Origin of the sequence: Streptomyces sp. L2, from assembly GCF_004124325.1 — a bacterium.
Taxonomy (GTDB): Bacteria; Actinomycetota; Actinomycetes; order Streptomycetales; family Streptomycetaceae; genus Streptomyces.
Map to the genome: position 1 here is coordinate 303,927 of NZ_QBDT01000001.1, position 24,728 is coordinate 328,654.

At 72.9% G+C, this 24,728-nt stretch carries 28 protein-coding genes; 9 read left to right on the plus strand and 19 right to left on the minus strand.

The features are described 5' to 3' along the window. Nucleotides 1–281: 281 nt before the first annotated feature. Nucleotides 282–1,250, minus strand: coding sequence for an aldo/keto reductase (locus DBP14_RS01280; protein WP_129305208.1), 969 nt, complete (start codon nucleotides 1,248–1,250; stop codon nucleotides 282–284). A gap of 176 nt (nucleotides 1,251–1,426) precedes the next feature. Here DBP14_RS01280 and DBP14_RS01285 point away from each other — a divergent pair, with 176 nt between their 5' ends. Further along, a complete protein-coding gene (locus DBP14_RS01285) occupies nucleotides 1,427–2,254 on the plus strand; it encodes an endo alpha-1,4 polygalactosaminidase (protein WP_241741142.1) in 828 nt (275 codons plus the stop codon). Nucleotides 2,255–2,346: 92 nt separating this feature from the next. Here DBP14_RS01285 and DBP14_RS01290 read toward each other — a convergent pair whose 3' ends face one another. The 3 genes from DBP14_RS01290 to DBP14_RS01300 are packed head-to-tail and all read right to left on the minus strand — an operon-like array spanning nucleotide 2,347 to nucleotide 4,339. After that, entirely contained in the window at nucleotides 2,347–2,841 is a 495-nt protein-coding gene (locus DBP14_RS01290) for a flavoprotein (protein WP_129305210.1), read from the minus strand. A 55-nt stretch (nucleotides 2,842–2,896) separates the two neighbouring features. Continuing rightward, nucleotides 2,897–3,097: a ferredoxin gene (locus tag DBP14_RS01295; protein ID WP_129305211.1), complete on the minus strand. Its 201-nt coding sequence runs from the start codon at nucleotides 3,095–3,097 to the stop codon at nucleotides 2,897–2,899. Nucleotides 3,098–3,109: 12 nt separating this feature from the next. Further along, nucleotides 3,110–4,339: a cytochrome P450 gene (locus tag DBP14_RS01300; protein ID WP_129305212.1), complete on the minus strand. Its 1,230-nt coding sequence runs from the start codon at nucleotides 4,337–4,339 to the stop codon at nucleotides 3,110–3,112. 304 nt (nucleotides 4,340–4,643) lie between these two features. Here DBP14_RS01300 and DBP14_RS01305 point away from each other — a divergent pair, with 304 nt between their 5' ends. Continuing rightward, nucleotides 4,644–5,276 (plus strand): LysE family transporter, encoded by a 633-nt coding sequence (locus tag DBP14_RS01305; protein ID WP_129305213.1) that lies wholly within the window; start codon nucleotides 4,644–4,646, stop codon nucleotides 5,274–5,276. A 101-nt stretch (nucleotides 5,277–5,377) separates the two neighbouring features. Continuing rightward, entirely contained in the window at nucleotides 5,378–5,827 is a 450-nt protein-coding gene (locus DBP14_RS01310; RefSeq protein WP_129305214.1) for a nitroreductase family deazaflavin-dependent oxidoreductase, read from the plus strand. 80 nt (nucleotides 5,828–5,907) lie between these two features. Here DBP14_RS01310 and DBP14_RS01315 read toward each other — a convergent pair whose 3' ends face one another. Continuing rightward, the gene (locus DBP14_RS01315) at nucleotides 5,908–6,933 is read right to left on the minus strand and encodes a cation diffusion facilitator family transporter (RefSeq protein ID WP_164992229.1); all 1,026 of its coding nucleotides are present in this window, start codon (nucleotides 6,931–6,933) and stop codon (nucleotides 5,908–5,910) included. A 109-nt stretch (nucleotides 6,934–7,042) separates the two neighbouring features. Here DBP14_RS01315 and DBP14_RS01320 point away from each other — a divergent pair, with 109 nt between their 5' ends. The 3 genes from DBP14_RS01320 (at nucleotide 7,043) to DBP14_RS01330 (ending at nucleotide 9,729) form a co-directional block, all read left to right on the plus strand. Then, entirely contained in the window at nucleotides 7,043–8,056 is a 1,014-nt protein-coding gene (locus DBP14_RS01320; protein ID WP_129305216.1) for a glutathione S-transferase C-terminal domain-containing protein, read from the plus strand. A 73-nt stretch (nucleotides 8,057–8,129) separates the two neighbouring features. After that, nucleotides 8,130–8,438, plus strand: coding sequence for a DUF4235 domain-containing protein (locus DBP14_RS01325; RefSeq protein WP_129305217.1), 309 nt, complete (start codon nucleotides 8,130–8,132; stop codon nucleotides 8,436–8,438). Nucleotides 8,439–8,697: 259 nt separating this feature from the next. After that, complete coding sequence (locus DBP14_RS01330; protein ID WP_129305218.1) at nucleotides 8,698–9,729, plus strand: 7-epi-alpha-eudesmol synthase; 1,032 nt, start codon at nucleotides 8,698–8,700, stop codon at nucleotides 9,727–9,729. Nucleotides 9,730–9,804: 75 nt separating this feature from the next. Here the strand turns inward: DBP14_RS01330 and DBP14_RS01335 are convergent, their stop codons facing one another. The 7 genes from DBP14_RS01335 to DBP14_RS01365 form a co-directional block, all read right to left on the minus strand. Continuing rightward, nucleotides 9,805–11,043, minus strand: a complete 1,239-nt coding sequence (locus tag DBP14_RS01335; protein WP_129305219.1) for a cytochrome P450 — start codon at nucleotides 11,041–11,043, stop codon at nucleotides 9,805–9,807. Beyond that, nucleotides 11,040–11,645, minus strand: a complete 606-nt coding sequence (locus DBP14_RS01340) for an ATP/GTP-binding protein (RefSeq protein ID WP_241740760.1) — start codon at nucleotides 11,643–11,645, stop codon at nucleotides 11,040–11,042. Before DBP14_RS01340 ends, DBP14_RS01335 begins: the two co-directional genes overlap by 4 nt. Next, nucleotides 11,626–11,997: a DUF742 domain-containing protein gene (locus DBP14_RS01345; protein ID WP_129305221.1), complete on the minus strand. Its 372-nt coding sequence runs from the start codon at nucleotides 11,995–11,997 to the stop codon at nucleotides 11,626–11,628. The genes DBP14_RS01340 and DBP14_RS01345 overlap by 20 nt, the downstream gene beginning before the upstream one ends. Continuing rightward, a complete protein-coding gene (locus DBP14_RS01350) occupies nucleotides 11,994–12,404 on the minus strand; it encodes a roadblock/LC7 domain-containing protein (protein WP_129305222.1) in 411 nt (136 codons plus the stop codon). The genes DBP14_RS01345 and DBP14_RS01350 overlap by 4 nt, the downstream gene beginning before the upstream one ends. Before the next feature lie 5 nt (nucleotides 12,405–12,409). Beyond that, entirely contained in the window at nucleotides 12,410–14,482 is a 2,073-nt protein-coding gene (locus DBP14_RS01355; RefSeq protein ID WP_129305223.1) for an ATP-binding protein, read from the minus strand. 233 nt (nucleotides 14,483–14,715) lie between these two features. Beyond that, complete coding sequence (locus tag DBP14_RS01360) at nucleotides 14,716–15,564, minus strand: hypothetical protein (protein ID WP_129305224.1); 849 nt, start codon at nucleotides 15,562–15,564, stop codon at nucleotides 14,716–14,718. Between the two features lie 88 nt (nucleotides 15,565–15,652). Next, the gene (locus DBP14_RS01365) at nucleotides 15,653–16,600 is read right to left on the minus strand and encodes a helix-turn-helix domain-containing protein (RefSeq protein WP_129305225.1); all 948 of its coding nucleotides are present in this window, start codon (nucleotides 16,598–16,600) and stop codon (nucleotides 15,653–15,655) included. Nucleotides 16,601–16,672: 72 nt separating this feature from the next. On the opposite strand from DBP14_RS01365, the gene DBP14_RS01370 reads away from it, so the two are divergent. Beyond that, nucleotides 16,673–17,623, plus strand: a complete 951-nt coding sequence (locus DBP14_RS01370; RefSeq protein ID WP_206739184.1) for an NADP-dependent oxidoreductase — start codon at nucleotides 16,673–16,675, stop codon at nucleotides 17,621–17,623. 195 nt (nucleotides 17,624–17,818) lie between these two features. Continuing rightward, entirely contained in the window at nucleotides 17,819–18,199 is a 381-nt protein-coding gene (locus DBP14_RS01375; RefSeq protein WP_129305227.1) for an anti-sigma factor antagonist, read from the plus strand. Between the two features lie 57 nt (nucleotides 18,200–18,256). Here DBP14_RS01375 and DBP14_RS01380 read toward each other — a convergent pair whose 3' ends face one another. The 7 genes from DBP14_RS01380 to DBP14_RS01410 form a co-directional block, all read right to left on the minus strand. After that, on the minus strand, nucleotides 18,257–19,210 hold the full coding sequence (locus DBP14_RS01380) for a ribose-phosphate pyrophosphokinase (protein ID WP_129305228.1): 954 nt from the start codon (nucleotides 19,208–19,210) through the stop codon (nucleotides 18,257–18,259). Nucleotides 19,211–19,303: 93 nt separating this feature from the next. After that, nucleotides 19,304–21,076: a complex I subunit 5 family protein gene (locus DBP14_RS01385; protein ID WP_129305229.1), complete on the minus strand. Its 1,773-nt coding sequence runs from the start codon at nucleotides 21,074–21,076 to the stop codon at nucleotides 19,304–19,306. Further along, nucleotides 21,076–21,426, minus strand: coding sequence for a sodium:proton antiporter (locus DBP14_RS01390; protein WP_129311615.1), 351 nt, complete (start codon nucleotides 21,424–21,426; stop codon nucleotides 21,076–21,078). Before DBP14_RS01390 ends, DBP14_RS01385 begins: the two co-directional genes overlap by 1 nt. A 5-nt stretch (nucleotides 21,427–21,431) precedes the next feature. After that, complete coding sequence (locus DBP14_RS01395) at nucleotides 21,432–22,172, minus strand: MnhB domain-containing protein (RefSeq protein ID WP_129305230.1); 741 nt, start codon at nucleotides 22,170–22,172, stop codon at nucleotides 21,432–21,434. Then, complete coding sequence (locus DBP14_RS01400) at nucleotides 22,169–22,471, minus strand: hydrogenase subunit MbhD domain-containing protein (RefSeq protein ID WP_129311616.1); 303 nt, start codon at nucleotides 22,469–22,471, stop codon at nucleotides 22,169–22,171. The genes DBP14_RS01395 and DBP14_RS01400 overlap by 4 nt, the downstream gene beginning before the upstream one ends. Nucleotides 22,472–22,490: 19 nt before the next feature. Further along, nucleotides 22,491–22,943, minus strand: a complete 453-nt coding sequence (locus tag DBP14_RS01405) for an MrpF/PhaF family protein (RefSeq protein ID WP_129305231.1) — start codon at nucleotides 22,941–22,943, stop codon at nucleotides 22,491–22,493. After that, nucleotides 22,940–23,134 carry a hypothetical protein gene (locus DBP14_RS01410; protein WP_129305232.1) on the minus strand — a complete coding sequence of 65 codons (195 nt, stop codon included), beginning with the start codon at nucleotides 23,132–23,134 and terminating at the stop codon, nucleotides 22,940–22,942. The genes DBP14_RS01405 and DBP14_RS01410 overlap by 4 nt, the downstream gene beginning before the upstream one ends. Nucleotides 23,135–23,469: 335 nt before the next feature. Here DBP14_RS01410 and DBP14_RS01415 point away from each other — a divergent pair, with 335 nt between their 5' ends. Continuing rightward, entirely contained in the window at nucleotides 23,470–24,717 is a 1,248-nt protein-coding gene (locus DBP14_RS01415) for a ricin-type beta-trefoil lectin domain protein (protein ID WP_129305233.1), read from the plus strand. Nucleotides 24,718–24,728 lie beyond the last annotated feature (11 nt).

Here is a 24,728-nt window from a genome sequence, read left to right on the forward strand (position 1 = left end):
AATTGGTCCATACCGAGGGGTATGCGACCCGATATTCGGCATCTCTGACGTCCGCCGTCGGCAGCTCTTTCGAGGCGTGGGGGGTGGCGTACGGGAGCGCGATCGCGCACACCTTTGCACAGGCCGGCAGCTTGGAACAAGAGATCCATCGCTTTTCCACAAAACAAACCGGCCGCGTATGTTCGACTAATTGTCAATTAACGCGGCGAGTATGGCGACCGGTGAATTGCGGACCGGTCCGTGCGGCGCCCGGCGTGTGCCGCACGGACCTGGTGAACCGCTCAGTGGCCGCTGACGGCGTGCGGCGTGTACGGCTCCTGGAGTTCTTCGATCTCCTTGTCGCTCAGCTCCAGTTCGACGGCGGCCACCGCGTCCTCGATGTGCTGCGGACGGGCCGCGCCGACGATCGGGGCGGTCACCGTGGACTGGTGCAGCAGCCAGGCGAGCGCCACCTGGGCCCGCGGCACGCCCCGGTCTCCCGCGATGCGGGTGACCGCTTCCACGATCGCACGGTCGCCCTCCTGGTAGAGCCGCCCGCCGAAGTCGTCATTACTGCTGCGCCCGGTGACGGTCCCCCAGTCCCGGGTGAGGCGTCCGCGGGCCAGCGGGCTCCAGGGCAGCACGCCGACGCCCTGGTCCGCGCAGAGCGGCAGCATCTCGCGCTCCTCCTCGCGGTAGAGCAGGTTGTAGTGGTTCTGCATGGAGACGAACTTCGTCCAGCCGTGCCGCTCGGCCGTGTACTGCGCCTTGGAGAATTCCCACGCGTACATCGAACTCGCGCCGATGTAGCGCACCTTGCCCGCCTTGACGAGGTCGTGCAGCGCCTCCATGGTCTCCTCGACCGGGGTGACGTGGTCGTAGCGGTGGATCTGGTAGAGGTCGACGTAGTCGGTGCCGAGGCGGCGCAGGCTGTGATCGATCTCCGTCATGACGGCCTTGCGGGACAGCCCGGCCCCGTTGGGTCCCGGCCGCATCCGGCCGTGCACCTTGGTGGCCAGCACGATCTCGTCGCGGTTCGCGTACTCGCGCAGCGCCTTGCCGACGATCTCCTCGCTGGTTCCGTCGGAGTAGACGTTGGCGGTGTCGAAGAAGGTGATGCCCGCCTCCAGCGCCTGCCGGATCAGCGGGCGGGACGCCGCCTCGTCGAGGGTCCACTCGTGCGTGCCGCGGTCGGGCAGTCCGTAGGTCATGCAGCCCAGACAGAGCCGCGAGACGTCCAGGCCCGTCGAACCGAGCTTCACATACTGCATCGTTGCTGCTCCTGCCTTCCAGGCGATGGTCAGTCAGGAGCGTACGTGGTGGCGCTGGGCGGGCTTGACGACGACCGCGCGGGGACGCTTGGATCCGGGGTGTGAGGGAGGAAACGGGCGTCGCCGAACACGTTGCGCGCGGCGGTGGCCGTGGCTCCCGGTGGACCGTCCGTACCCTGTCGGCCGCTCTGGCCTTCGCCGTGTCCGTCCTGGCCGGCTGTGCCCGGGGCGGTGACGGGGACCGCGGAAACGGCGCGGGCAGCGGACGCGGGAGTGCCTCGCCGACGCACGCCGCCGTGCGGCTGCCGCCCCGGCACGCCGGGTTCGACTACCAGATCGGCGGCGCCTATCCGCCGCCCCCGGGCGTCCGGATCGTGAGCCGCGACCGCTCCGACTCCCCCGCGCCCGGCCTCTACAACATCTGCTACGTCAACGCCTTCCAGGCCCAGCCCGCCGAGCGGTCCTCCTGGCCGGCCGACCTGCTGCTGCGCGACGCCCACGGCGAGGTCGTCATCGACGAGGACTGGAACGAGCCGCTGCTCGACCTGCGCACCCCGGCCAAGCGGCGGCGCGTGGCGGCACGCGTCGACCGGTGGATCGACGGCTGCGCGGCGAAGGGCTTCGACGCGATCGAGCCGGACAACTACGACAGTTACACCCGCTCCCGTCATCTGCTCACCGCCGCCGACGCGACCGCCTTCATGAGCCTGCTCGTCCGGCACGCGCACGCCCGGCACCTCGCCGTCGGGCAGAAGAACACGGCCGAACTGGCGGGGCGGGCCCGGCGGATCGGGCTGGACTTCGCGGTGACGGAGGAGTGCGGGGCGTACGAGGAGTGCGGGGTGTATGCCGGGGTCTTCGATGATCGGGTGGTGGACGTCGAGTACACCGACGCGGGGTTGCGGCGGGCGCTGCGCCGGTGGGGTTCGCGGATCAGTGTGGTGCGGCGGGATGTCGGCGTCTCCACGCCGGGGAGTTCGGGGTACGTCCGTAAGGTTCGATGAGGTTGTTTGTTCGGGTGCGGGTGCGTCGTGGCTTGTCGCGCCCACGCGGCGGAGCCGCATGTCGACACAGCCCCGCGCCCCTTTGGGGCGCTTCAGTCAAGCAGGTCGAACACCGACTCCCAGTTGGACTCAGGGCCGTCTGCTATGCGGATGCCCATGTCTCGTAGGCGGGTCAGGCTGGACCGGTAGGCGGGGTGGGTGGTCAGGGCTTCTGTCACTCGGGGGAGGACGGCGGTCGGGATGTTCAGGCCGGCGGTCTCGCAGAGGGTGGCGACGGCGAGGGTGTCGGCTATGCCCGCCGCCCATTTGTTGATGGTGTTGAAGGTCGCGGGTGCGACCACCACGGCGTCCGGGGCAGGGAAGGGGCGCGGGTCGTCCGGGGTGCGCCAGGCCGAGCGGATGGGGCGGCCGGTCTGGGCCCGGACCGCCTCGGCGTCGAAGAACCCGTTCATCGCGAGCGGCGTGGCGATGACCCCGACCTCCCAGTTCCGCTCCTGGGCGGCGGTGATCAGTTCGCCGATGCCGGAGGCGGAACCGGCCGCGCAGACGATGACGTAGAGGAAGGGTTTCCCGGCGTGTTCGGTCATCCGGGAACCCTACTCAGGCCTGCCGCGGCCGGTCCCGCGGGCCTTCGGCGGCCGGTCAGTCGCCGGCCGTGCCGACCGTGATCGCGCTCACCGGGCAGGCGCGGGCCGCCTCCCGGACCATGGTCTCGCCCGCGCCGTCCGCGCGGCCGGGGACCAGGGTGCTGTAGCCGTCGTCGTCCTGGGTGAACACGGCGGGCGCGGCGAGCGCGCACTGGCCCGCGCCGATGCAGCGGTCCTTGTCGATGTCGATGTGCATGACGGCAGCCTCTTACCAGGTCACGGGGAGTTCCAGCATCCCCTGGATCGTGTCGCCGGGCTTGAAGGGGATCTCCTCTGGCGGGGCGGCGAGCCGCAGCGAGGGGAAGCGCCGGAGCAGGGTGCCGAGGGCGATCTCCAGTTCGGCGCGGGCCAGGTTCTGGCCCAGGCACTGGTGGATGCCGAAGCCGAAGGCGACGTGGTGGCGGGCCGGGCGGTGGAAGTCCAGCGCGTCGGGTTCGGCGTACTGGTCCGTGTCGCGGTTGATCACCGAGGTGCTGAAGAAGACGCCTTCTCCGGCCCGGATCGTGGTGCCCTCCACCTCGACGTCCTCCAGGGCGATGCGCGCGAGACCCTCCGCGATGGACAGCATGCGCATCAACTCCTCGACGGCGTCGGGCAGCAGCGCCGGATCGGCGCGCAACTCGGCCAGCCGGTCGGGGTGCTGGAGGAGCGTGAAGGTGCCCAGGGAGATCATGTTGGCGGTCGTCTCGTGTCCCGCGACGAGCAGGATGACGGCCAGCGAGACGAGTTCGGCCCGGTCCAGCAGGCCGTCGCGGTACTGCCGGTGGACGAGGCCGTCGAGGATGCCGTCGCCCGTCGCCCCGCTTGCGGCCTTGCGGTCGATGAGGTCGCCGAGATAGGCGTCCAGCCGCTCCCGGGCCCGTTGGGTGTCGGCGGCGGTGGGGCCGCGCAGCAGGCGGCGGGACTGCTCCTCGAAGAACTCGTGGTCGGCGTACGGCACGCCGAGCAGGTCGCAGATGACCATGGACGGCACCGGCAGCGCGAACGCGGAGACCAGTTCGGCGGGCGGCCCCTGCTCGGCCATCCTGTCCAGCAGTCCGTCGACGATCCGCTGGATGGCGGGCCGCAGTTCCGTGGCGCGTTTGAGGGTGAACGACGGGATCATCATCCGCCGCTGGGTACGGTGTTCGGGGTCGTCGGCGCCGAGGAGGGCCACCTTGCGGTCCCGTACGGCCGCGAACCGGGCGGTCGGCGAGGGGAAGCCGGCCCGGCGCCGGTCGCTGGACAGGCGGGGGTCGGACAGCAGCGCGCGGGCGGCGGCGTGGCCGGTGACCAGCCAGACCTCGCGGCCGTCGTAGAGCGTGACGCGGGACAGGGCCCGGCCGTCGCGCAGCGGGGCGTAGGCGGTCGGCGGGTGGTAGGGGCAGGTGCGGTCCTGGGGGAAGGCGACGGGTTCGGCCGGGGTCGCCGGGCCGGTGATGTCCGTCAGTTCCGTCATGGAAAGACCTCGCAGACGTTGGTGCGTCGTGCCGATGGTGCCTCGTACTGATCTTCATTAGATGCCCCGGGCATCTATGGGGCGACGGCAACTTCGGCCAGATCGGTGATCCGCGGGATCTGGCCGAAGACCGGGGGTGCGAGGGGCGGTTCCACGCCGAAATCCGGTTGACCCGAGGGCGGCGCGGGCCGCAGGATCTGCCCATGTTCCGCACCGACACCCCGCTGCCGCTGTCCGCCGCCCGCCTCGCGCCGCGGCTTCAGCAGCAGCCCGGCCGTCCCCGGAGGCCCTGTCCCGCGCGACCGTGACGGCCGCGCTCACGGCGGGCCTGCTCGCCGGGTACGGCATCGCCGTGCCGGTCGGCGCCGTCGGGACGTACCTGGTGTCCCTGACCGCGCGCACCTCGCTGCGCACCGGCGCCTGCGCCGCCCTGGGCGTCGCGAGCGCCGACGGTCTCTACGCCCTCCTCGCCACCGTCGGCGGCTCGGCCCTCGCGGCCGCGCTGCGCCCGGTGCTGGCCCCGTTGCGTCTGGCCTCGGCGCTGGTCCTGGCGGCCCTGGCGGTGTGGGGCGCGGCCGGTGCCCTGCGGCAGTACCGCGCGCGCCGGCCGGCGACCCGGGCGGAGCGGCCGGTTCCGAGCGCCGCGCGCGCGTATCTCGGCCTTCTCGGTGTCACCCTGCTCAATCCCGTCACGGTCGTGTACTTCGCCGCGCTGGTCGTCGGCACCAGCACCGCGGACGCCGTACGGCCGCTGGACCGGGCCGTGTTCGTCCTGGCCGCCCTCGCCGCCTCCGCGAGCTGGCAGCTGCTCCTGGCCTGCGGCGGGGCGCTCCTCGGCCGCGCGCTCACGGGGCGCCGGGGCCGGCTGGCCACGGCGCTGCTGTCGAGCGGCGTGATCCTGACCCTGGCGGTCCGCATGGCGGCGGCGCCGGGGTGACGGCGGTGCCCTGGATGAATCGGGGCGCGGCCTGTGTTGGATGAAGCTGGACGTCAGCCGTTGACACGCCGGCGGAGCCGGCGGGAGAAGGGACGGATGCCATGCCTCTCGAGGGCGAGTACGAGCCGAGCCCGACGCAGTGGGTGCGTGAGCAGGTCGAGCTGTACGAGGGTTCCGGCGGCACCAAGGGCACGACCCTGCGCGACACCGGGCTGCCGGTGATCGTGCTGACCACGCGGGGCGCGCGGAGCGGGAAGATCCGCAAGACGCCGTTGATGCGGGTCGAGCACGAGGGACGTTACGCCGCGGTGGCCTCGGTGGGCGGGGCGCCCAAGCACCCGGTGTGGTATTTCAACGTGACGGCCGATCCGCGGGTGGAGTTGCAGGACGGGCCGGTCAAGCGGGACATGAGGGCCCGGGAGGTCACCGGCGCGGAGAAGGCCGCCTGGTGGGAGCGGGCGGTGGCCGCGTTCCCGTCGTACGCCGACTACCAGGAGAAGACGTCGCGGGACATCCCGGTGTTCGTGCTGGAGCCCGTCGACGGGAGCTGATTTCCGGCCGGGAACCGGCAGATTTTAGAAATATCTGTGTTCCGCGCGCATGACCCGGCTTCCGGTTGGGCACGCGTGCGTCAGGCCCCGCCGCGTTCCCCCGTCGCGGCGGGGCTCTCCCGTGCCTCCCCGGCGGGCCGGTCGGTCACGTCGAGGAAGACCTGGGTAGCGGCGGGCAGGTCGTGGGCGAGGGACCGCTTGATCCGTACGGCGACCTCCTCGACGCGCTCGCTGTCCAGGCCGGGCACCAGGTCGATGCGGGCGGCCACCAGGGTGGCGTCCAGGCCCAGTTTCATGGTGAACAGCGCCTCGACGCTGTCGATCTCGGGCTGTCGCTCCAGGTGCTCCTGGATCCGGCGGGCCAGCTCCGGGTCGGCGGCCTCGCCGATGAGCTGGTCGCGGGCGTCGCGGCCGAGCCGGTAGGCGACGTACACCAGCAGCGCGCCGATCGCGAGCGAGGCGGCCGCCTCCCAGGCGACCTGGCCGGTCACCATGTGCAGGGCCATGCCGATGAGGGCGAAGGTGACGCCGAGGACCGCGCTGCCGTCCTCGGCGACCACCGTGCGCAGCGCCGGGTCGCGCAGGGCCTCGCGGCCGCCGCCCTCGCGCACCTGGTGCAGCGCCCGCAGCAGGGAGGCGCCCTCGGCGAGGAGGGCCACGCCGAGGACGATCAGGCCGGCGACGTACCCGGTGAACGTCTCGCTGGTGTCCTCCCGGAGCGCTTCGAAGCCCTGGAAGAAGGAGAAGCAGCCGCCCATGACGAAGATGCCGACGGCGGCGAGGAGCGACCAGAAGAAGCGCTCCTTGCCGTAGCCGAAGGGGTGCCGTTCGTCGGCGGGCCGGCGGCTGCGGCGCAGCGCGGTCAGCAGGAATATCTCGTTGAAGCTGTCGGCGACCGAGTGGGCGGCCTCCGACAGCAGCGCCGGCGAGCCGGCGAACACGCCGCCGAAGGCCTTGGCGGCGGCGATCAGCAGGTTGGCGCCGAGGGCGACGTAGACGGTGAGGCGGGTGTGCCGGTCGCCCTGGGATGGCCGGCTGCCGCCGGGGGCGGCGGGGGCGTCACCGGGCGCGGCGGCCCGTTCCTGTTCCGAGGGTGTCCGGGTCACTCCCGCCGACTGCCCCCGAGCGGGTGGATCACACGGTGCCGGCGGCGGAAATCGGGGAACGCGTTGTGCCAGGGCGTCCGTCACGCGGGACGTGCGGCGAGGAGGAGACATGGGCGGCGACGGGAACAGCGCGTACGGCCACAAGGCGTTCAAGCGGTCCAGGAGCCACTTCAGGGACCGGATCACCGCGGACGGCCGGGACGGCTGGCCGGTGGAGGCGGGCCGTTACCGGCTGGTGGTCTCCCGCGCCTGTCCGTGGGCGAGCCGGGCGGTGGTCTCGCGCCGGCTGCTGGGCCTGGAGGACGCCCTGTCCATGGCGATCGCCGACCCGGTCCAGGACGACCGCAGCTGGCGGTTCACCCTGGACCCGGACGGCCGGGACCCGGTGCTCGGCATCCGCTACCTCGCCGAGGCGTACGACGCACGGGAGACCGGCTACCCGGGCGGGGTGAGCGTGCCCGCGGTCGTCGACGTCTCCAGCGGGCGGCTCGTCACCAACGACTACCCGCAGATCACCCTGGACCTGGCCACCGAGTGGAGCGCCCTGCACCGTCCCGGCGCGCCGGACCTGTATCCGGCCGGCCGCCGGGACGAGATCGACGAGGTGATGGCGGCGGTCTACGAGGACGTGAACAACGGCGTGTACCGGGCCGGGTTCGCCACCCACCAGGCGGAGTACGAGGCGGCCTGTACGGCGGTCTTCCGGCGTCTGGAGTGGCTCGCCGAGCGGCTGGCCGGGCAGCGCTACCTCGTCGGGGACACCCTCACCGAGGCGGACATCCGGCTGTTCACCACGCTGGTCCGGTTCGACCCGGTCTACCACGGCCACTTCAAGTGCAACCGGTGGAAGCTGGCGGAGAACCCGGTGCTCTGGGCGTACGCGCGGGACCTGTTCCAGACGCCCGGCTTCGGCGACACCGTCGACTTCGACCACATCAAGCGGCACTACTACCAGGTGCACAGCGGCATCAACCCCACCGGCATCGTGCCGCTCGGCCCGGATCTCGCCGGCTGGACGGCCCCGCACCAGCGGGAGGAGCTCGGCGGCCGCCCCTTCGGCGACGGCACTCCGCCCGGCCCGGTACGGCCCGCGGAGGAGGTCCCGCCCGCCGGCCGCCCCTGATCCCGCATCCGGCCGGAATCCGGCCCGACGGCACCCGCATCCGACCCGCTCCCCCCGACATGAGGAGATCCCCGTGGGCAAGAAGAACAAGAAGAAGAAGCTCCCCTTCGCCTACAAGCCCGTCGGCTTCGTGCTCAGCTGGACCGGCGGCACGCTGGCCGGGCTGGCGTTCCAGAAGGCGTGGAAGGTGATCCGGCACGAGGACGACGCGCCGGACGCGCTGGACGAGGACCGCGGCTGGGGCGAGATCCTGCTCGCGGCGGCCGTCCAGGGCGCCATCTTCGCGGTGGTCCGCAGCGCCGTGGACCGCACCGGCGCCAAGGCGATCGCCCGCTCGACGGGCGTGTGGCCGGCCACGGACGGCAAGGGGGGACGCGACTGACCCCGCGTCCAGCGTGTCCGCCGGCCGGGCAGGGTGCCGTAGAACCCGGCCGGGATGGCGCCCGAGCGGCCCAACGGGCGCGGGAGTGTACGCGTCTGACGGGGTGTCGGCAGTAACACACGTCACTTCCGGCTCACGCGTAGATCATTTACGGCCTGGGCAGCCTCGTACCGCTTTCCGGCTCAACTTTCGAGCTGCGAAACGCAGTTCGAGTGCAGGGGCGGGGGGACTCTGCGTTCCGCCTCCCGAAAGGACACGCATGCCTCAGGACGTCCGCTTCGACCTGCCGTTCGAGACGCCCGTCAGCGCGCACCTGGAGTACGCGCGCTCGCGCCACCTGCGCTGGATCTGGGACATGGGTCTGGTGCGCAGTCAGGCCGGGTTCGACGAGTACCAGTCGTGGGACCTGCCGCAGGCCGCCGCGCGGACCTATCCGCACGCCTCGGCCGAGGACATGGTCGTGCTGATGAACTGGTTCTCGCTGGCCTTCCTCTTCGACGACCAGTTCGACGCGATCCGGCCCGACCGGGCGGACCGGATCGCGGAGGTGGCGCGGGAGCTGATCGTGACGCCTCTGCGTCCGGCGGGCAGCCGGCCCCGCGTGGTCTGCCCGATCACGCTGGCCTGGGCGGAGGTCTGGGAGCATCTCAGCGCGGGCATGTCCCTGACCTGGCAGACCCGGTTCGCGGCGTCGTGGGGGCGGTTCCTGGTGGCCCACTGCGAAGAGGTGGACCTGGCCGCGCGCGGGCTGGCCGGCACCCTGGACCTGGCTCAGTACACGGTGTTCCGGCGCCGTACCGTCGGCATCCACCACAGCATCGACGCGGGCGAGCGCAGCCGCCGCTTCGAGGTGCCCGCCCAGGTGCAGGCGCATCCCCTGATGGAGCGGATGCGGGACCTGGCCGCGGACACCATCGGGTTCATGAACGACATCCACTCCTTCGAGCGGGAGCGGCGCAGGGGCGACGGCCACAACCTGATAGCCGTGCTCCACCGGGAGCGCGGCGGTTCCTGGCAGGACGCCGCGGACGAGGCGTACCGGATGACGACCGAATGCCTGCGCGAGTACGTGGAGCTGGAGGCTCGGGTGCCGGGCATGTGCGACGAGCTCGGGCTGGACGAGGCCGGCCGGGACGAGGTGCGCCGCGGTGTGGAGGCCATCCAGCACTGGATCAACGGCAACTACGAGTGGGCGCTGACCTCGGGGCGGTACGCGGCGGCCAAGGAGGGGCCGGCGGTGACGGCCGAACTGGCGGGCCAGGGTTCGGTGGACGACCTGCTCGCGGTGTGACGGGCGGGACCCGGGCCGCCGTTCACACCGAACGGCGGCCCCCCGCCTGCCGGGCGGGGGGCCGGACGGCCCGGCTCAGGCGGCGAACTCCACCGGCAGGCTGTCCAGCCGGGACTCCCAGGTGGACGCCGACGAGGTGAGCTCCTCCGGCACGACGGCGAGGCGCAGGCCGGGCAGCCGGTGCAGCAGGACGTCCACGGCGATCTCGATGATGGCCTGGCCGAGGCTCTGCCCCGGGCACTCGTGCGGGCCCCCGCTGAACGCCAGGTGGGAGTGGTTGCCGGCCACGGAGACGCCCGTGTCGGGCCGGATCTGCGGGTCCACGTTACCGGCCGCGAGACCGAGGACCAGCAGGTCGCCCTCCTTCACCGGGCAGCCGCCCAGTTCCAGGTCGGAGGTGGCGAACCGGCCCGGCAGCACGGCGAGCGGCGGCGCGTTCCACAGGACCTCCTCCACCACGGAGGACATGTTGAGCTGTCCGCTGATCAGCCCCGAACGCCGGTCGGGGTCGGTGAGGATGAGCTGCAGCGTGCGGACCAGCAGGTTGCTCGTCGTGGCGTGGGCCGTGATCAGGACCAGGCGCAGGTGGCTCACCAGTTCGTCCTCGTCCAGGGCCGCCGCGTGCTCGATGAGCCCGGAGGCGAAGTCGGACCCGGGTTCCGCCCGTTTGCGTGCGGCGAGTTCACCCAGTACGGCCATGATCTTCTCGTTGTGCGCGAGGGCGTCCGCGCCGCCCTTGAGGACGAGGTTGCTGGACTCGGCGAGCGCCCGGCCCTCGCTCTCGGCCAGCCCGAAGACCCGGGTGAGGACCAGCATCGGCAGGTGCTCGGCGAAGTCGGCGACCAGGTCGGCCCGGCCGGCGTCGGCGAACGCGTCGATCTGCTTGTTCGCGAAGTGGGTGACGTGCCGTCGGATGCCGCGCGCCGCGACCGCCTGGAGGTTGTCGGTGACCGCGCCGCGCAGCCGGCGGTGCGGCTCGCCGTCCTGCGAGACGCAGTCCGGCCGCCAGCCCAGCATCGGGATCAGCGGTGAGGTCTCCGCGACGCGGCCCTCCTTGAAGTCCCGCCAGATCCGTGCGTCCCGGCTGAACTGCAGCGGGTTGTCCAGGACCCGCCGGTTCTCCCGGTAGCCGAGCACCAGCCAGGCCGGGACGTCGCCCTCCAGCAGGACGGGGGCGACGGGGCCGTGCTCCACCCGCAGCCGCGCGTAGACGGCGTGCGGGTCGCTCTCCGACTCGGGGCCGTACAGCCGGGTGACGCCCGCGCCGTGCGCGACGGGGCAGCCGCCCGGGGCCTCGGGGTCGTGCGCGTTCATCGAGACTCCTGGGCGACGGCGGAGCGTTCCTGCAGATGGCGGATCAGGGCGACGAGGACATCGCGGCTGGAGGCGCGGTCGCGGGCGTCGCAGCGCACGACCGGGGTGTGCGGGGCGATGTCGAGGGCGTCGCGGATCTCCTCGATCGGGTGCTCCTTGGAGTCGGGGAACATGTTCAGCGCGATGACGAAGGGCACGTTCTGCCGCTCCATCTCCTCGATCGCGCGGAAGCTGGAGGCCAGGCGCCGGGTGTCGACGAGGACTACCGCGCCGAGCGCGCCCTTGAACAGGCCGTTCCACAGGAACCAGAACCGTTCCTGCCCGGGGGTGCCGAACAGGTACAGCATCAGCGTGTCGTTGAGGGAGATCTTGCCGAAGTCCAGGCTGACGGTGGTCTCGGCCTTGTCGGCCACGCCCACGAGGTGGTCCGTGCCGACGGTGGCCTGGGTCAGCGTCTCCTCGGTGGTGAGCGGCTTGATGTCGCTGACGGCGCGGACCATGGTGGTCTTCCCGGTGCCGAACCCGCCGGCGATCATCACCTTGACCGAGCGGATGCCTCCGGCGGCGGGGCGGCCGGGTTGGTCAAAGCCTTTCAAGTCCACTGAGTACCTCCTGGAGGAGCGCGAGGTCCGGACCGCGGCCCGCGTCGTGCGCCGGAATCGGATCATGGGCTTCGATACGGCCTGCGTCCAGCAGATCCGCCAGCAGCACCGCGAGGATGTGGAAGGGCAGTCCGAGGTGGGCGCCGAGTTCGGCGACCGACAGCGGATCGCGGCAGTGCCGGATGATCTCCTCGTGCTCGTACTGCATGCCCGGTAAGGGTGCCGTGCGGGAGATGATGAGGGTCGCCACGTCGAGGGTCGACGCCGGCCCGTCCGGTCCGCTGCGGCCCTTGGTGAGGACGTAGTAGCGGGTGAGACCGGACGGGTCCGTGGGCCGGCGGGGAGCACTCATCCAGAGTGCTCCTCCAGGCGCGGGGTGGTGCCGAGCAGCTCACCCATGCGCCGGGACAGGTCCCTCATCTGATGGCCCAGCAGCCCCTGGTCGAGGCCTTCGCGGGCGAGGACGCCGAGGTACGTCTCCACCCCGGCCCGTACGACGAAGAGGTGGCCGCCGTCGACCTCGATCATCGCCAGCCGCAGCTGGCCCGCGTACTTGGGGAACTGCTCGGCGACCGGCTGGGCCAGGGCCTGCAGGCCCGCCACCACGGCCGCGAAGCGGTCCACGTCGTCGGGGTCCTCGGCGCCGAAGGAGGTGATGGCCTTGCCATCGCTGGAGGCCACGAGGGCGAAGCGGATCTCCGGGATGCTCTCCACCAGGTCGCGGAGCGCCCAGCTCACGTCGGTTCCCTGTTGCGTCATGGGGACTAGTCGCTCTCTTCAGTGCGGTGCTCGGTGGCCGTGCGTCCACCGGCGGCCGCGGTGCCGTCCGGCGTCGCGGGTGCCACGACGTCTTCCTGTCCGGGGCGCGGGCCGCTCAGCGGTCCGGGCCCGGCCTCCGGTGCGCCCGCGTCCCGTACGGCGGGGCTGCCCGCGCCGTGGGGTTCGCGGCCGAGCGCCTTCGCTCCGCCGGAGGGCATGTCCGCGGGTGCCTCGGCGGGGTGCGCCCCGGCGCCCGACGGCAGGCCAGGGGCCGTCGCCGCGAAGCCGCCGGCCGCGACAGCGTTGTCCGCCGGACGGACGGCCGGACCGGCCGGACCGGCCGTGGAGTCCGTCGGCCGTCCGCCGTCGCCGCCTCGCGGGTGCTCGCCTCCGCCTTCGCCTCCGTCGCCGTCCGCCGGGTCCCCGGCGTCGTCGCGGCCCGCTGTCGCGAAGGCCGCGAGGCCGGTGAAGGAGGCCTCCGGGGGGACCGCGGGGTGGGCGGCCGTCTCGGGGCGGGAGGCGGTGGCGGGCCGCGCCGCGTCGCGCCGCCGGGTGCTGCGGCGGCGGGGCAGGCCGCCCGGGGTGGTGTCCACGGCCGTCTCGGCCCCGGACTCCTCCGCGAGGAGTTCTTCCGCCGGGGGCGTGCCGGCGGCCGGGGTGGTGGAGAGGGCCGGCGCGGCGGACGCGACCGCGGGGGCGGCGGGCGCGGGCAGCGGGCTGAAGTACTTGTGCGGGACCACGACGACCACGGAGGTGCCCAGCCAGGGCGAGTCGGCGAAGGTGACGCGGATGCCGTAGCGGCGGGCCAGGATGCCGACGACGCGGAGGCCGATGGTGGCGTCCTCGGAGATGCCGCCGAGGCCGGGTCCGGCGGCGGTGCCCGCGAGGGACTGCTCCGCCTCGCGCTTCTTCTCCTCGCTCAGGCCCTTGCCGGAGTCCTGGATCTCGATGCCGACGCCGTTGGGCACCTCCTTGCCGGAGACGATCACCGGCTCGGTCGGCGGGGAGTAGCGGGCGGCGTTGTCCAGCAGGTGGGCGAAGATCAGCGTGAGCTGGTCCACGAGCCCGCCGTCGACGCCGAGTTCGGGCAGGTGCCGTACCTCGACGCGGTCGAAGTCCTTGATCCGGCCGATGCCGCCGCGCACCACGTCCAGCAGCCGCTGCGGCTCCTGCCACTGGCGGCCGGGCCGGTCCGAGCCGCCGAGCACGCCGATGCTGGCGGCGAGACAGTCGGCGGGGCCGATCTCCTGGTCCAGTTCCATCAGGCCCTGGGCGACCGCGGGGAGGCGGCCGTGCTCGCCCTGCATCTCGTGCAGTCGGCCGCGGAGTTTGCTGGTGAGGACGTGGATGCGGTTGCCGATACCGATCACGGCCTGCTCGGCGGAGGTGGAGCGGTTGAACTCCTCCTCGACGCCCATCAGGGAGGTCCGCAGGATCCGGCGCAGTCCGGCCTGGAGTTCCCGGCCGGTCTCGGCGCCCTGCTCCAGGGCGGGCAGCAGGTCGTCGACGGCGTCACCGGCGCGCAACCGGACCAGGGCCTCGGGCAGTTGCTCGTCCGCGAGACGGGTCACCGCGGCGAGTTCCCGGGCGGTCCGCTCCTGCCAGGCGCGTTCACGGTCGATGAGCCGCTCCTCGTAGGAGGCGGCGCGGTCGGCGAGGGTGGCCTCGTAGGACCGGGCCTGCTCGGCGAGCCGGGCCTCGTGCTCCGTCGCCTGCTCGGCGAGCCGGGTGTCGAACGTGTGCGTCTCCTCGGCCAGCCGGTCCTCCAGGGCGGCACGCTCGGCGGAGAACTTCCGTTCCAGCCCGGCGACATGCTGCTGCCAGCGCTGGGCGTGCTCCACCTGTTCGGTGCGGAACGCCGCTTCGGCGCCGCGCAGTCGGCCCTTGGTCCGGATCAGCAGTCGTACGCACACGGAGCCCGCCGCGGTGAGGGCGGCGCCGGCGACGGCGGCGGCGACGCGTTCGCCGCTCATGAATGTCGCGGCGACCGTCCCACCTCCTAAGGCGAGCGGCATCAGCCACCAGCTGTACCAGGCGACAGGGGCCCGCGCCGCCGGTGGCGGAGTGGCGAGTTCCATCAGCATCCTTCGTAGCGACACGAGCGAATGGGGGGTGTACCGGGGACCGCACTCATGAGTACGCACCGCGGACGGACCCGTGGGGAGGTCGCGTCAACTCGCGGTGACAGCCTGGAGCTTATCGGGTTCTCACCCGAATGGATCAACCTCACCTCCCGCATTGACGTGAGGGCTCGGTCACGCTCCGCTCGTTGTCAAGAAGTCGACATAGGTGCATGTCGTCGGCAAACGGGTCACTTGCAGCCGGCGTCGCGCTTCGCCCGCGGCCAGGCCTCCACCGTGCCGCCGGTCCGCACGTAGGCGGTGTTCCGGTCGCCGGTCAGCCACAGCCTCAGACCCCGGTAGTGGTATCCGGTGTCCCGGGCTCCGGCCGGCATCGGAACGTGGTCGCGGAACGGCGCCGTGAGCAGGCCGGCACGGGCGAGGACCCCGTGGGGATCGCGGACGTACGTGCGGCCGTCCAGGTCGAGGAAGCGCGCCGACTGCCAGCCGCAGTGCTCCGGACCCGCCGAGCTGGTGAGCCTGCCGACCGGCACCCGCCTGCCGTGCGCGTCCGTCCACACCTGCCACCCCTCGGCTCCCGCGTACCGCGCGGGGAGTTCGGCCGGGTCGCAGGAGGCGTGGGTCTCCGGGCCCCAACCGGGCCTGCCCGGCTGGTCCTTGGCCACCACGACGGCCACCTTGGTGCGGCCGCCGACGTCGAAGGAGTACAGCACCCGGTCCGCCTCGGCGCGCTCCACGCGGTAGCCGTCGCCGGGCTGCTGCGGCTGGAACATGTCGAAGTACAGCCGCAGACCGTCCTCGGGCGTCGCGCCCCCGTCGGAGCGGCTCCAGCCGTCCGGGCCGCCGCCTTCGAAGATCCGGCCGTCGCACTCCAGCGCCCGGCCGGCGGCCCCGGACGCCAGGCGCCGCGAGCGGGTGCTGCCGTTGTCCGCGCCCCGGGTGGAGACGTGGAGCGGACCGCTGTACGGCGCGGCGGGGGGCGTGCCCTTGAGCACCAGCGGGGCGCCGCCCCCACCACCGCCGCATCCGACCGCCGTCACGGCCAGCAGTGCGGCCCCGGCCGCCGTTCTTCCGCGCATGTCCCACTCCCGTCCCCGGCGCTCCCCCTGGCGGAGGCCGTCCTGCTCTTTCGTCGCACTCCTGCGACGCCGGGGCGGTCCGGAACGTTCAGCGGGCCTCCTGGAAGGTGCGCCGGTACGCCTGCGGGGACACCCCGATCGCGGCGTGCAGGTGCTGGCGCAGCGAGGCGCCGGTGGCGAAGCCGACCTGGCCGGCGATCTGGTCCACCGTCAGGTCGCTGGACTCCAGCAGGTCGCGGGCGCGGGCGACGCGCTGCTGGATCAGCCAGCGGCCGGGGCTGAGGCCCACCTCGTCGCCGAAGCGGCGGGCGAACGTGCGCCGGCTCATCCGGGCGTGGGCGGCGAGGTCGTCGAGGGTGAGGGGTTCGCCGAGGCGCTCCAGGGCCCAGCCGCGGGTCGCCGCCGTGCTCGCGGCGGCGAACTCGGGCACCGGCTGCATGATGTACTGCGCCTGGCCGCCGTCCCGGAACGGCGGGACCACGCAGCAGCGGGCCACGAAGTTCGCCAGCGCGCTCCCGTGGTCCGTGCGCACCAGGTGCAGGCAGATGTCGACGCCGGAGGCGGCGCCCGCCGAGGTGAGGAACCGGCCGTCCTCGACGAAGAGCACGTCGGGGTCGAGGGCGACGCGCGGGAAGGCGCGGCGGAACCGCTCGGAGACGGCCCAGTGGGTGGTGGCGCGGCGCCCGTCGAGCAGTCCGGCGGCGGCGAGCACGAACGCGCCGGTGCAGATGGAGACCACCCGCGCGTGCTCCGGGATCCGCGCGAGCGCCGCCGCGACCGGGCCGGACAGCTCGGCCGGGATGCGGTCCGGCGGCATGGCCGCGACGACCACGGTGTCCGCGGTCTCCAGGACCTCGGGACCGTGGTCGGCCGTGATGGAGAAGTCGGCGCAGGTGCGCACCGGCCGGCCGTCGACCGTGCAGGTCAGCACCTCGTACCGGCCGTCGGCCGCGCCGAGGATGCGGCTGGGGATGCCCAGCTCGAAGGGGTAGACGCCGTCGAGGGCCAGGACCACGACCCGTTCCACACGCTGCATGGCACGATTCTATCGGATGCTGGCCTTCATGCCATTGCCCGGCCGGTCCGCCCCCCGGCAGGCTGGGTGACCATGAGCGATGAGAACACGATGCGAGCTGTCAGCCAGGACGTCCTCGGCGGTCCCGAGGTCCTCAAGGAAGTACGGGTGCCCCGGCCGGCGCCCCGGGCGAACGAGGTGCTGGTCCGGGTCCGGGCCGCCGGGGTGAACCCGACCGACTGGAAGCACCGGGCCCTCGGGGTCTTCCTGGGCGAACCGCCGTTCGTCCTGGGCTGGGACGTCTCGGGCGAGGTGGCCGCGACCGGGATGGGCGTGGCCGCGTTCCGGCCGGGCGACGAGGTCTTCGGCATGGTGCCCTACCCGTACGGCCACGGCACGCACGCCGAGTACGTGACCGTGCCCGCCCGCGCCCTGACGCACAAGCCGGCCTCCGTCGACCACGTCCAGGCGGGCGCGCTGCCGCTGGTGTCCCTGACCGCGTGGCAGGCGCTGACCGAGCACGCGGACGTGCGGCCCGGGCAGCGGGTGCTGATCCACGCGGCGGCCGGCGGGGTCGGTCACGTGGCCGTGCAGGTCGCCAAGGCGCGCGGCGCGTACGTGATCGGCACGGCGAGCGCGGGCAAGCACGACTTCCTGCGCGAGATCGGCGTGGACGAGCCGGTCGACTACCGGACGACGGACGTCACCGAGACGGTCCGGGACGTCGACGTCGTCCTCGACACCCTGGGCGGCGAGACGTCCGTACGGTCCCTGCGCGTACTGCGGCCCGGCGGTGTGGTGGTGTCGATCCTGCCGCACGGCTCCGCGGAGTTCCCCGAGGAGGCCGAACGGCTCGGGGTGCGGGCGGTGCGGATGCTGGTGGACGCCGACCGGACCGGCATGGAACGCGTCGCGGAACTGGTGGAGTCCGGGAAGCTGCGCGCGACGATCGCGGGGACCTTCCCGCTGGCCGACGCGGCGAAGGCGCACGAACTGGGCGAGACGGGCCGGACGGCGGGCAAGCTGGTCCTGACGGTGGACTGAGCCCCCGATCTCCCCGCCTCCGGGCCTCCCGGCCTCCCCGGGCGGTCGCGGCGGGCCCTGGCCCGTGACTTTCGCGGAGGACACGAGCGAAACTCGAAGACATATGTCAATCGAACATGCTCAAATTCCTTCTATCGAGGGTAACTTGACGGGCGAGGAAGCGTTTTCCAGGCGCGGGTGGGAGGTGATGCCGTCGTGCGACAGGAGCCCGTCCCGCTCACCCGGTTCGCGCGCGTGCGCCGGGAGCGCGGGCACACGGTGCTGGAGCTCCGGGGCGAGATCGACATCGCCGCGGCGGCGGAGATCATCCCCGTCCTGGACCGGCTCACCGCTGTGCCCGGCGTCCGGCTCGTCATCGACCTGCGGGGCGTCACGTTCTTCGACTGCTCGGGGCTGCGCCTGCTGTACCGGGCCCGCGGCCGGGTCCGGGACGGCGGCGGGCAGCTGTACCTGGTGTGCACCCATCCGCTGACCCTGCGCGTGTTCCGGGTGACGGGCCTGTCGCGGCTGCTGCCGCCGCACCCCACGCCGGAGGCGGCCCTGGAGCAGTCCGGGGCCGCGTCCGGCACGCTGTGACGCCGTCACCGATCACGCGGCTCGTCTGCCGCTACTGGTCGCGCGGACCGTCGGCCGTCACTGGTCGCGCGGCTCGTCGAACAGGGCGCTGACGGACTCGCCGTTGTGGATGCGGCGCACGGCCTCGGCGAGCGCCGGGGCGATGGACAGGATCCGCAGCTTGTCGGTGTGCTCCGCCACCGGCACGGGCACGGTGTTGGTGCACACGATCTCCAGCACGTCCGGCTGCTCGCTGAGCCGTTTGAGGGCGCCCGCCGCGAACAGGCCGTGCGTGCACGCCACCCGGATCGACCGGGGCCCCAACGCCCGCAACCGGTCCAGGAGTTCGATGACGGTGCTGCCCTTGGCGATCTCGTCGTCCAGCACGATGACGTCCCGGCCGGCGACGTCGCCGATGACGGAGCTGATGCTCACCCGGTCGTCCGCGAACCGCTGCTTGGCGCCGGCCGCGACCTGGGCGCCGATCAGCCGGGCGAAGGCGGCGGCCTCCTTGGCGTTGCCGAGGTCCGGGGAGACGACCGTGGTGCGGGTCAGGTCGTACTGCCGGAAGTGCGCGGCGAGTTCACGCAACGCGTGCAGGTGGTCCACCGGGACCGAGAAGAAGCCGTGGACCTGCGGGGCGTGCAGGGTCATGGCGAGGACCCGGCCCGCGCCGGCGGACACCATGAGGTCCGCGACCAGCCGCCCGCCCAGCGAGATGCGCGGCGCGTCCTTCTTGTCGGAGCGCGCGTAGGAGTAGTGCGGCATGACGACGGTGATCCGGGCCGCCGAGGCACCCCGGGCCGCGTCGCACATCAGCAGCAGCTCCACCAGGTGCTCCTGCACGGGCTTGACCAGCGGCTGGATCAGGAAGACGTCCCGTTCCCGGCAGTTGGCCTGGAGCTGCACCTCCAGACAGTCGTTGGCGAACCGGCTGACCCGGGTCGGGCTGAGCGGCACTCCGAGGTGGGCGCAGACCTCCTCGGCCAGTTCGGGGTGGGCACTGCCACTGAACACGGCGATGTCTCGCACGGTCCACTCCTCGGACGATTCGACAAGGGGCTGCGCCGATCATGCTACTGACGGCGCTCACCCACCGCGGCCCGGGCCTGCCCCATCGCCTCGTCAGTTGCCCAGTGCCCCCGGCAGGGCCAGCGCGCCCAGCACCGTCGCGCCGACCAGCAGCCACGCCACGTAGTCCCCCACGTGACCGGACTGCAGCCGCCTGAGGGGGGCCGTCCAGTCGGGGGCGGAGGTCCGGCCCGTGCGGGTGACGGCGAGCGCGGCGAGGCCCACCGCCAGCAGGGTGGAGAGCAGGCCCAGCAGGACGCCGTGCGCGGTCCAGTGCGCGGATCCGGGGGCGCCGCCGGAGCCGGCCTCGTTGACCGACCGGGCCACCAGCTCGCCGAAGCCCGGGATCACGCCGACGGCGACGGCGGCGGCCAGCAGCACCGCGGGCACCGCGTGCATGGTGTCCGGGACACGGCTCAGCAGGCCGCGGGTCTCCGGCTCCTCGTCACAGCCGCTCGTCTCGAACTCCCCGGCGTCCTCGGGGCGCGGTCCGAGACCCAGGAAGACGCGGGCGGTGACCCGCAGCACGGCCCCCGCGGTCACCGCCGACGCGGCCACGTACACGACGGTGAGGGGGCCGCCGACCGCCTCCTCGGTGACCGCCTTGCCCAGGGCCGTCCCGAAGGGCGGCAGCCCGGCGAGGCCGAGCCCGCCGAGCGCGAACATCACCGCCACCCCGCGCAGCTCCCGGGCCCTGCCGTGCAGGGTGTGCTCGTCGACGCCGCCCAGCCGGTCGAGCAGGATGCCCGCGCAGGCGAACAGCGCTGCCTTCACCCCGGCGTGCCCGAGGATGTACAGGGCGACCCCGTCGTCGCCCTCGGGGGTGAGCACACCGAGCCCGACGAGGAACATCCCGGTGTGCGCGACCGTCGAGTACGCGAGCAGCCGTTTGATGTGCCGCTGGTACCAGCACATGGCGGCGCCGACCGCCGCGGTGAGCACGCCGAGGGTGACCATGCCCCGCTCCAGGTCGGCCGCCGGGATGCCGCCGGGTCCGGCGAAGACGGTGCCGTACACGCGCCAGACGCCGTAGGCGCCGAGTTCGGTCATCACGCCGGACAGCAGCATGCACACCGGGGTGGGGGCGACGGCGTGCGCGTCGGGCAGCCAGAAGTGGAAGGGGACGGCCGCCGCCTTCACCAGCAGCCCGACGAGGACCAGCACGAAGGAGGCGAGGACGAGCGCGTCCGGCCCCCCGCCGTGCACGGCCGCGGTGTCCAGGCCCCGGCCGATCTTCGTCATCGCCAGTTCGCCGGTCCGGGCGTACAGCAGGCCGATGCCCATCAGCAGGGCGTACGCGCCCAGCGAGTTGATCACGCCGAAGGTCAGCGCGCCCTGCACGGCCTTCGGGTCGTCGATGCGGTAGCCGGTGAGCGCGTAGGCGACCACGCTCATCAGCTCGAAGAAGACGAACGCGTTGAACAGGTCGCCCGCGATCGCGAAGCCGCACATGGCGGCCTGGAAGACCAGCAGCAGCGCGGGGAACGAACCGGAGTGGCCGCGCGGCGGCTCGTCGAAGTAGTGCCAGGAGTAGACGAGCGCGGCCAGCGTGAGCAGGGAGACGAGGGCGGCCATGCCGAGCGCCGGGCCGTCCCCGACGAGCACGATGCCGACGCTCTCGCCGTTCTTCGGCGTCCAGCCGCCGACCCATTCGAGCATCGGCGGGGAGGAGTTCAGCAGCAGGACGAGCGCCAGGACGGCCGTGGCGGCGGAGACGACGCAGCCGGCGGTCTCGGCGGCGGGGCGGGGCAGGTGCCGGCCGGCGGCGACCAGCAGGGCGGCGCCGAGCAGCGGCGCCACGACGAGCAGCGGGAGCAGGCGGTCCATCAGCCGCGCAGCTCCCGCAGTTCGTCAGGGTCGACCGTGCCGTGCCGCTTGGCGATCTGCAGGACGAGGGCGAGCAGCAGTGCGGTGACGGTGGCGCCGACGACGATGTCGGTGAGGGTGAGGGCCTGGACGACGGGGTCGACCACGGGCCGCGAACCGGGCTTGATGTCGGAGAACACCGGCGCGGTGCCGCCGGCGCGGTAGCCGACCGCCAGCAGCAGGACGTAGGTGGCCGACTGGCACACGGCGAGGCAGCCGACGGCGTGGATCAGGTTGCGGCTGGCGGCGAGGCCGTAGGCGCCGGCCAGGAAGACGTAGGCGGCGACCAGGTAGGGCAGGACGTGCGTCACGGCGGTCAACTCCCGTGCTCCTCCTCGATCTCGACGGCCTGGTCCAGGAAGCCGGCGAGCAGCACGACGACCGCGCTCGCCACCTCCATGCCGATGGCCGCGTTCAGCAGGGGGACGGTGCCGCCGGAGGACAGCGTGTTGAACGTGCCGTACGGCAGCAGCGTGTTGGCCAGGAACGCGGTGCCGGCCAGGATTCCGGCGAGGCCGAGTACGAGGTACGCGCTGACGGACAGCGCGTCGGCGGCCTCGTACGTGCCGAGGGGCCGGACGCGTTCCAGGGCGCCGTAGTCGGCGCCGAGGTACAGCAGGTGCAGGGCGGTGGCGGCGACGACCCCGCCCTGGAAGCCGCCGCCGGGGCTGAGCTGGCCGTGGGCGACCACGTACAGGCCGGTGAGCAGGGCGACGGGCAGTACGAGCAGGGCGTAGCGGCGCACCGGGCGGGCCACGTCGGCGGGTTCGGGCGTCGCCCGGTGCTCGTCGCGGGCCTGGCGCAGCAGGACCACGCAGCCGAGGACCGAGGCGAACAGGATGCTCATCTCGCCGAGGGTGTCGTAGGCGCGCTGGTCGAAGTTGACGGAGGCGACGGTGTTGGCGGTGTGCCGGGCGAGGGCGGCGTGCACGGCCCGCGCCCCGTAGGGGTGGTGAGTGCCGCCGAAGGAGGGCAGGTCCAGGCAGGCCGCGACGAGCAGCGCGGCGAGCCCGGCGCCGCCGAAGGCGAGCAGCCACATCCTGAGGCGCCGGGTCATTCGGCACCGTCCTTCGTACGGCCGCGGCGGCGGACCTTGCGCACCGACAGCATGATCAGCAGCGGGGTCAGGGCGGAGCCCACGGCGAGCTGCGAGAGACCGACGTCGGGAGCCTGGAGGACGGTGAAGAGCACGGCCAGGACGATGCCCAGCACGCTGAGGACGAGGGCCTGGCGGGCCGGTTCGCGGGTGGCGACGGCCGCGGTCGCGGAGACGGCGACCAGCAGCAGGGCCACCACGATGACAGCGTCGGCCGCGCCACCGCCGGAACCATCGGAACCGGCGGACGCGGCGGCCATGAGCGCCGGATGCCTCAGGTCAGCCACGGTGCACCCCCTGGAACCCGCCCGACATGGCCCGGGAGGCGATGGCGTTGCCGCCGATCAGCAGGGCGCCGATCACCAGCGGTTTCACCATCGCCCGGCCGGGGCCGGTGGCGACGCACAGCGCGATCACGACGACGGCGCCCGCCCCGGCGGCCGCCCAGGTCAGCGTCCACGCTCGGGGCCGTTCGCCGGCGAGTTCCCCGGCGAGGGTGCGGGCGAAGACCAGCGTGCCGACCGGGCCCAGCAGGGCCATCAGCAGGGCGAGGTCGACGTACGAGGTCCGCTGGTAGCCCCGCGAGAGCAGCAGCAGGCCCGGACACACCACGGAGGTGGTCAGGTTCTGGGCGACGAGACGGCGCGGGAGGGGGCCGGTGGCCACGCCCCACAACGCGGCCGCCCCTCCCCCGCCCAGGACGACGGCCGCCGCCACGAGCCAGCCGTTCACCGCCACGTCACCGCCCGCCGGCCGGCCCGCGCGAGCAGCGCCCCCACGGCGGCGGCACTCGCGCCGACGACCCACTCCAGGGTGTAGACGCTGGAGATGAACACCAGCCAGAGCAGGAGGAGTACGGCCCACCAGGCCAGCAGTTCACCGGCCGCGAGGAGGACCGCGCGCGGTGCCGTACGCCCGCTCATCCGCCACCTCCTCGGACCGCTCCGCTCGTCGCGTGTGCGGTGGTTCGTCCGCTTCCCCGCCCGGGCATCCAAGCACCGCCCGGCCCCGGCGAGGGCGGCGGCACGCGGGCCCGAGCCAGGAGTGCCCCGGGAGCGTGAACGGAAACCGGGTGGCGGATACGGCGCCGGAATCCCACTGCGGCTCTTTCACCAATTGCCTTGCGTTCGGTCGGCGTTGTCCGCATCCGGCCCGACCGGCCGTCAGCAGCAGGTACGGACCAGCCTCTTGACGCCTCCTTATCTCACTCCTTAAATCAAGAAGCGTCCCCATCGCCCCCCACCTGAGACGGAGAGCCATGGCATCCCCACGCCTGCTCCGCAGATGCCTGTACGCCGCCCTGTCCGCCGCACTGGTCGGCGCCGCCACCGTCGGCCCCGCCCGGGCGGACACGGCCCACCCGGCGACCCAGTCCGCCGCCGCGACCGTCACCACGTTCTCCGACACCTTCGACGGGCCGGCCGGCTCCGCGGTCGACGGTTCGAAGTGGACGCTGGAGACCGGCGACAACGTCAACAACCACGAACGCGAGTACTACACCTCCGGCACGCGGAACGCCGCCCTGGACGGCCAGGGCCACCTCGTCATCACGGCCCGGAAGGAAAACCCGGCCGGCTACCAGTGCTGGTACGGCACCTGCCAGTACACCTCGGCCCGGCTGAACACGGCGGGGAAGTTCGAGGCCCGGTACGGGCACGTCGAGGCACGCATGAAGATCCCGCGCGGGCAGGGCATGTGGCCCGCGTTCTGGATGCTCGGCACCCCGGTCAACTGGCCGGACTCCGGTGAGATCGACGTGATGGAGAACGTCGGCTTCGAACCCTCGACCGTGCACGGCACCATCCACGGCCCGGGCTACTCCGGCTCGGGCGGCATAGGCGCCGCCTACAGCCTCCCGGGCGGCCAGGCCTTCGCGGACGCCTTCCACACCTTCGCCGTCGACTGGGCGCCCGGCTCGATCACCTGGTCGGTGGACGGCACGGTCTACGAGCGGCGCACCCCCGCCGACCTGGGCGGCAAGACCTGGGTGTACGACAACAAGCCGTTCTTCCTCATCCTGAACCTGGCCGTCGGCGGCTACTGGCCCGGCGACCCGGACGGCTCCACGCAGTTCCCGCAGCAACTGGTGGTCGACTCCGTGTCGGTGACGACCAGCACCACCGCGGCCGGCGTCCCGATCCGGGGCCTGGCCGGCAAGTGCGTGGACGTGGCCGGCGCCAACCCCGCCGACGGCACACCGGTCCAGTTGTACGACTGCAACGGCACGGCGGCCCAGCAGTGGACCGTCGGCTCCGACGGCACGATCCGCGCGCTCGGCAAGTGCCTCGACGTCACGGGCAACGGCACCGCCGACGGCTCGACCGTCCAGCTGTGGGACTGCACCGGCGGCCCCAACCAGAAGTGGGCGGTCTCCGCCGCGCACGACATCGTCAACCCGCAGGCGAACAAGTGCCTCGACGTCACCGGGAACAACTCCGCGAACGGCACCCGCCTGCAGATCTGGACCTGCACGGGCGGCGCCAACCAGAAGTGGACGGTGGGCTGAGCGGCACCCGT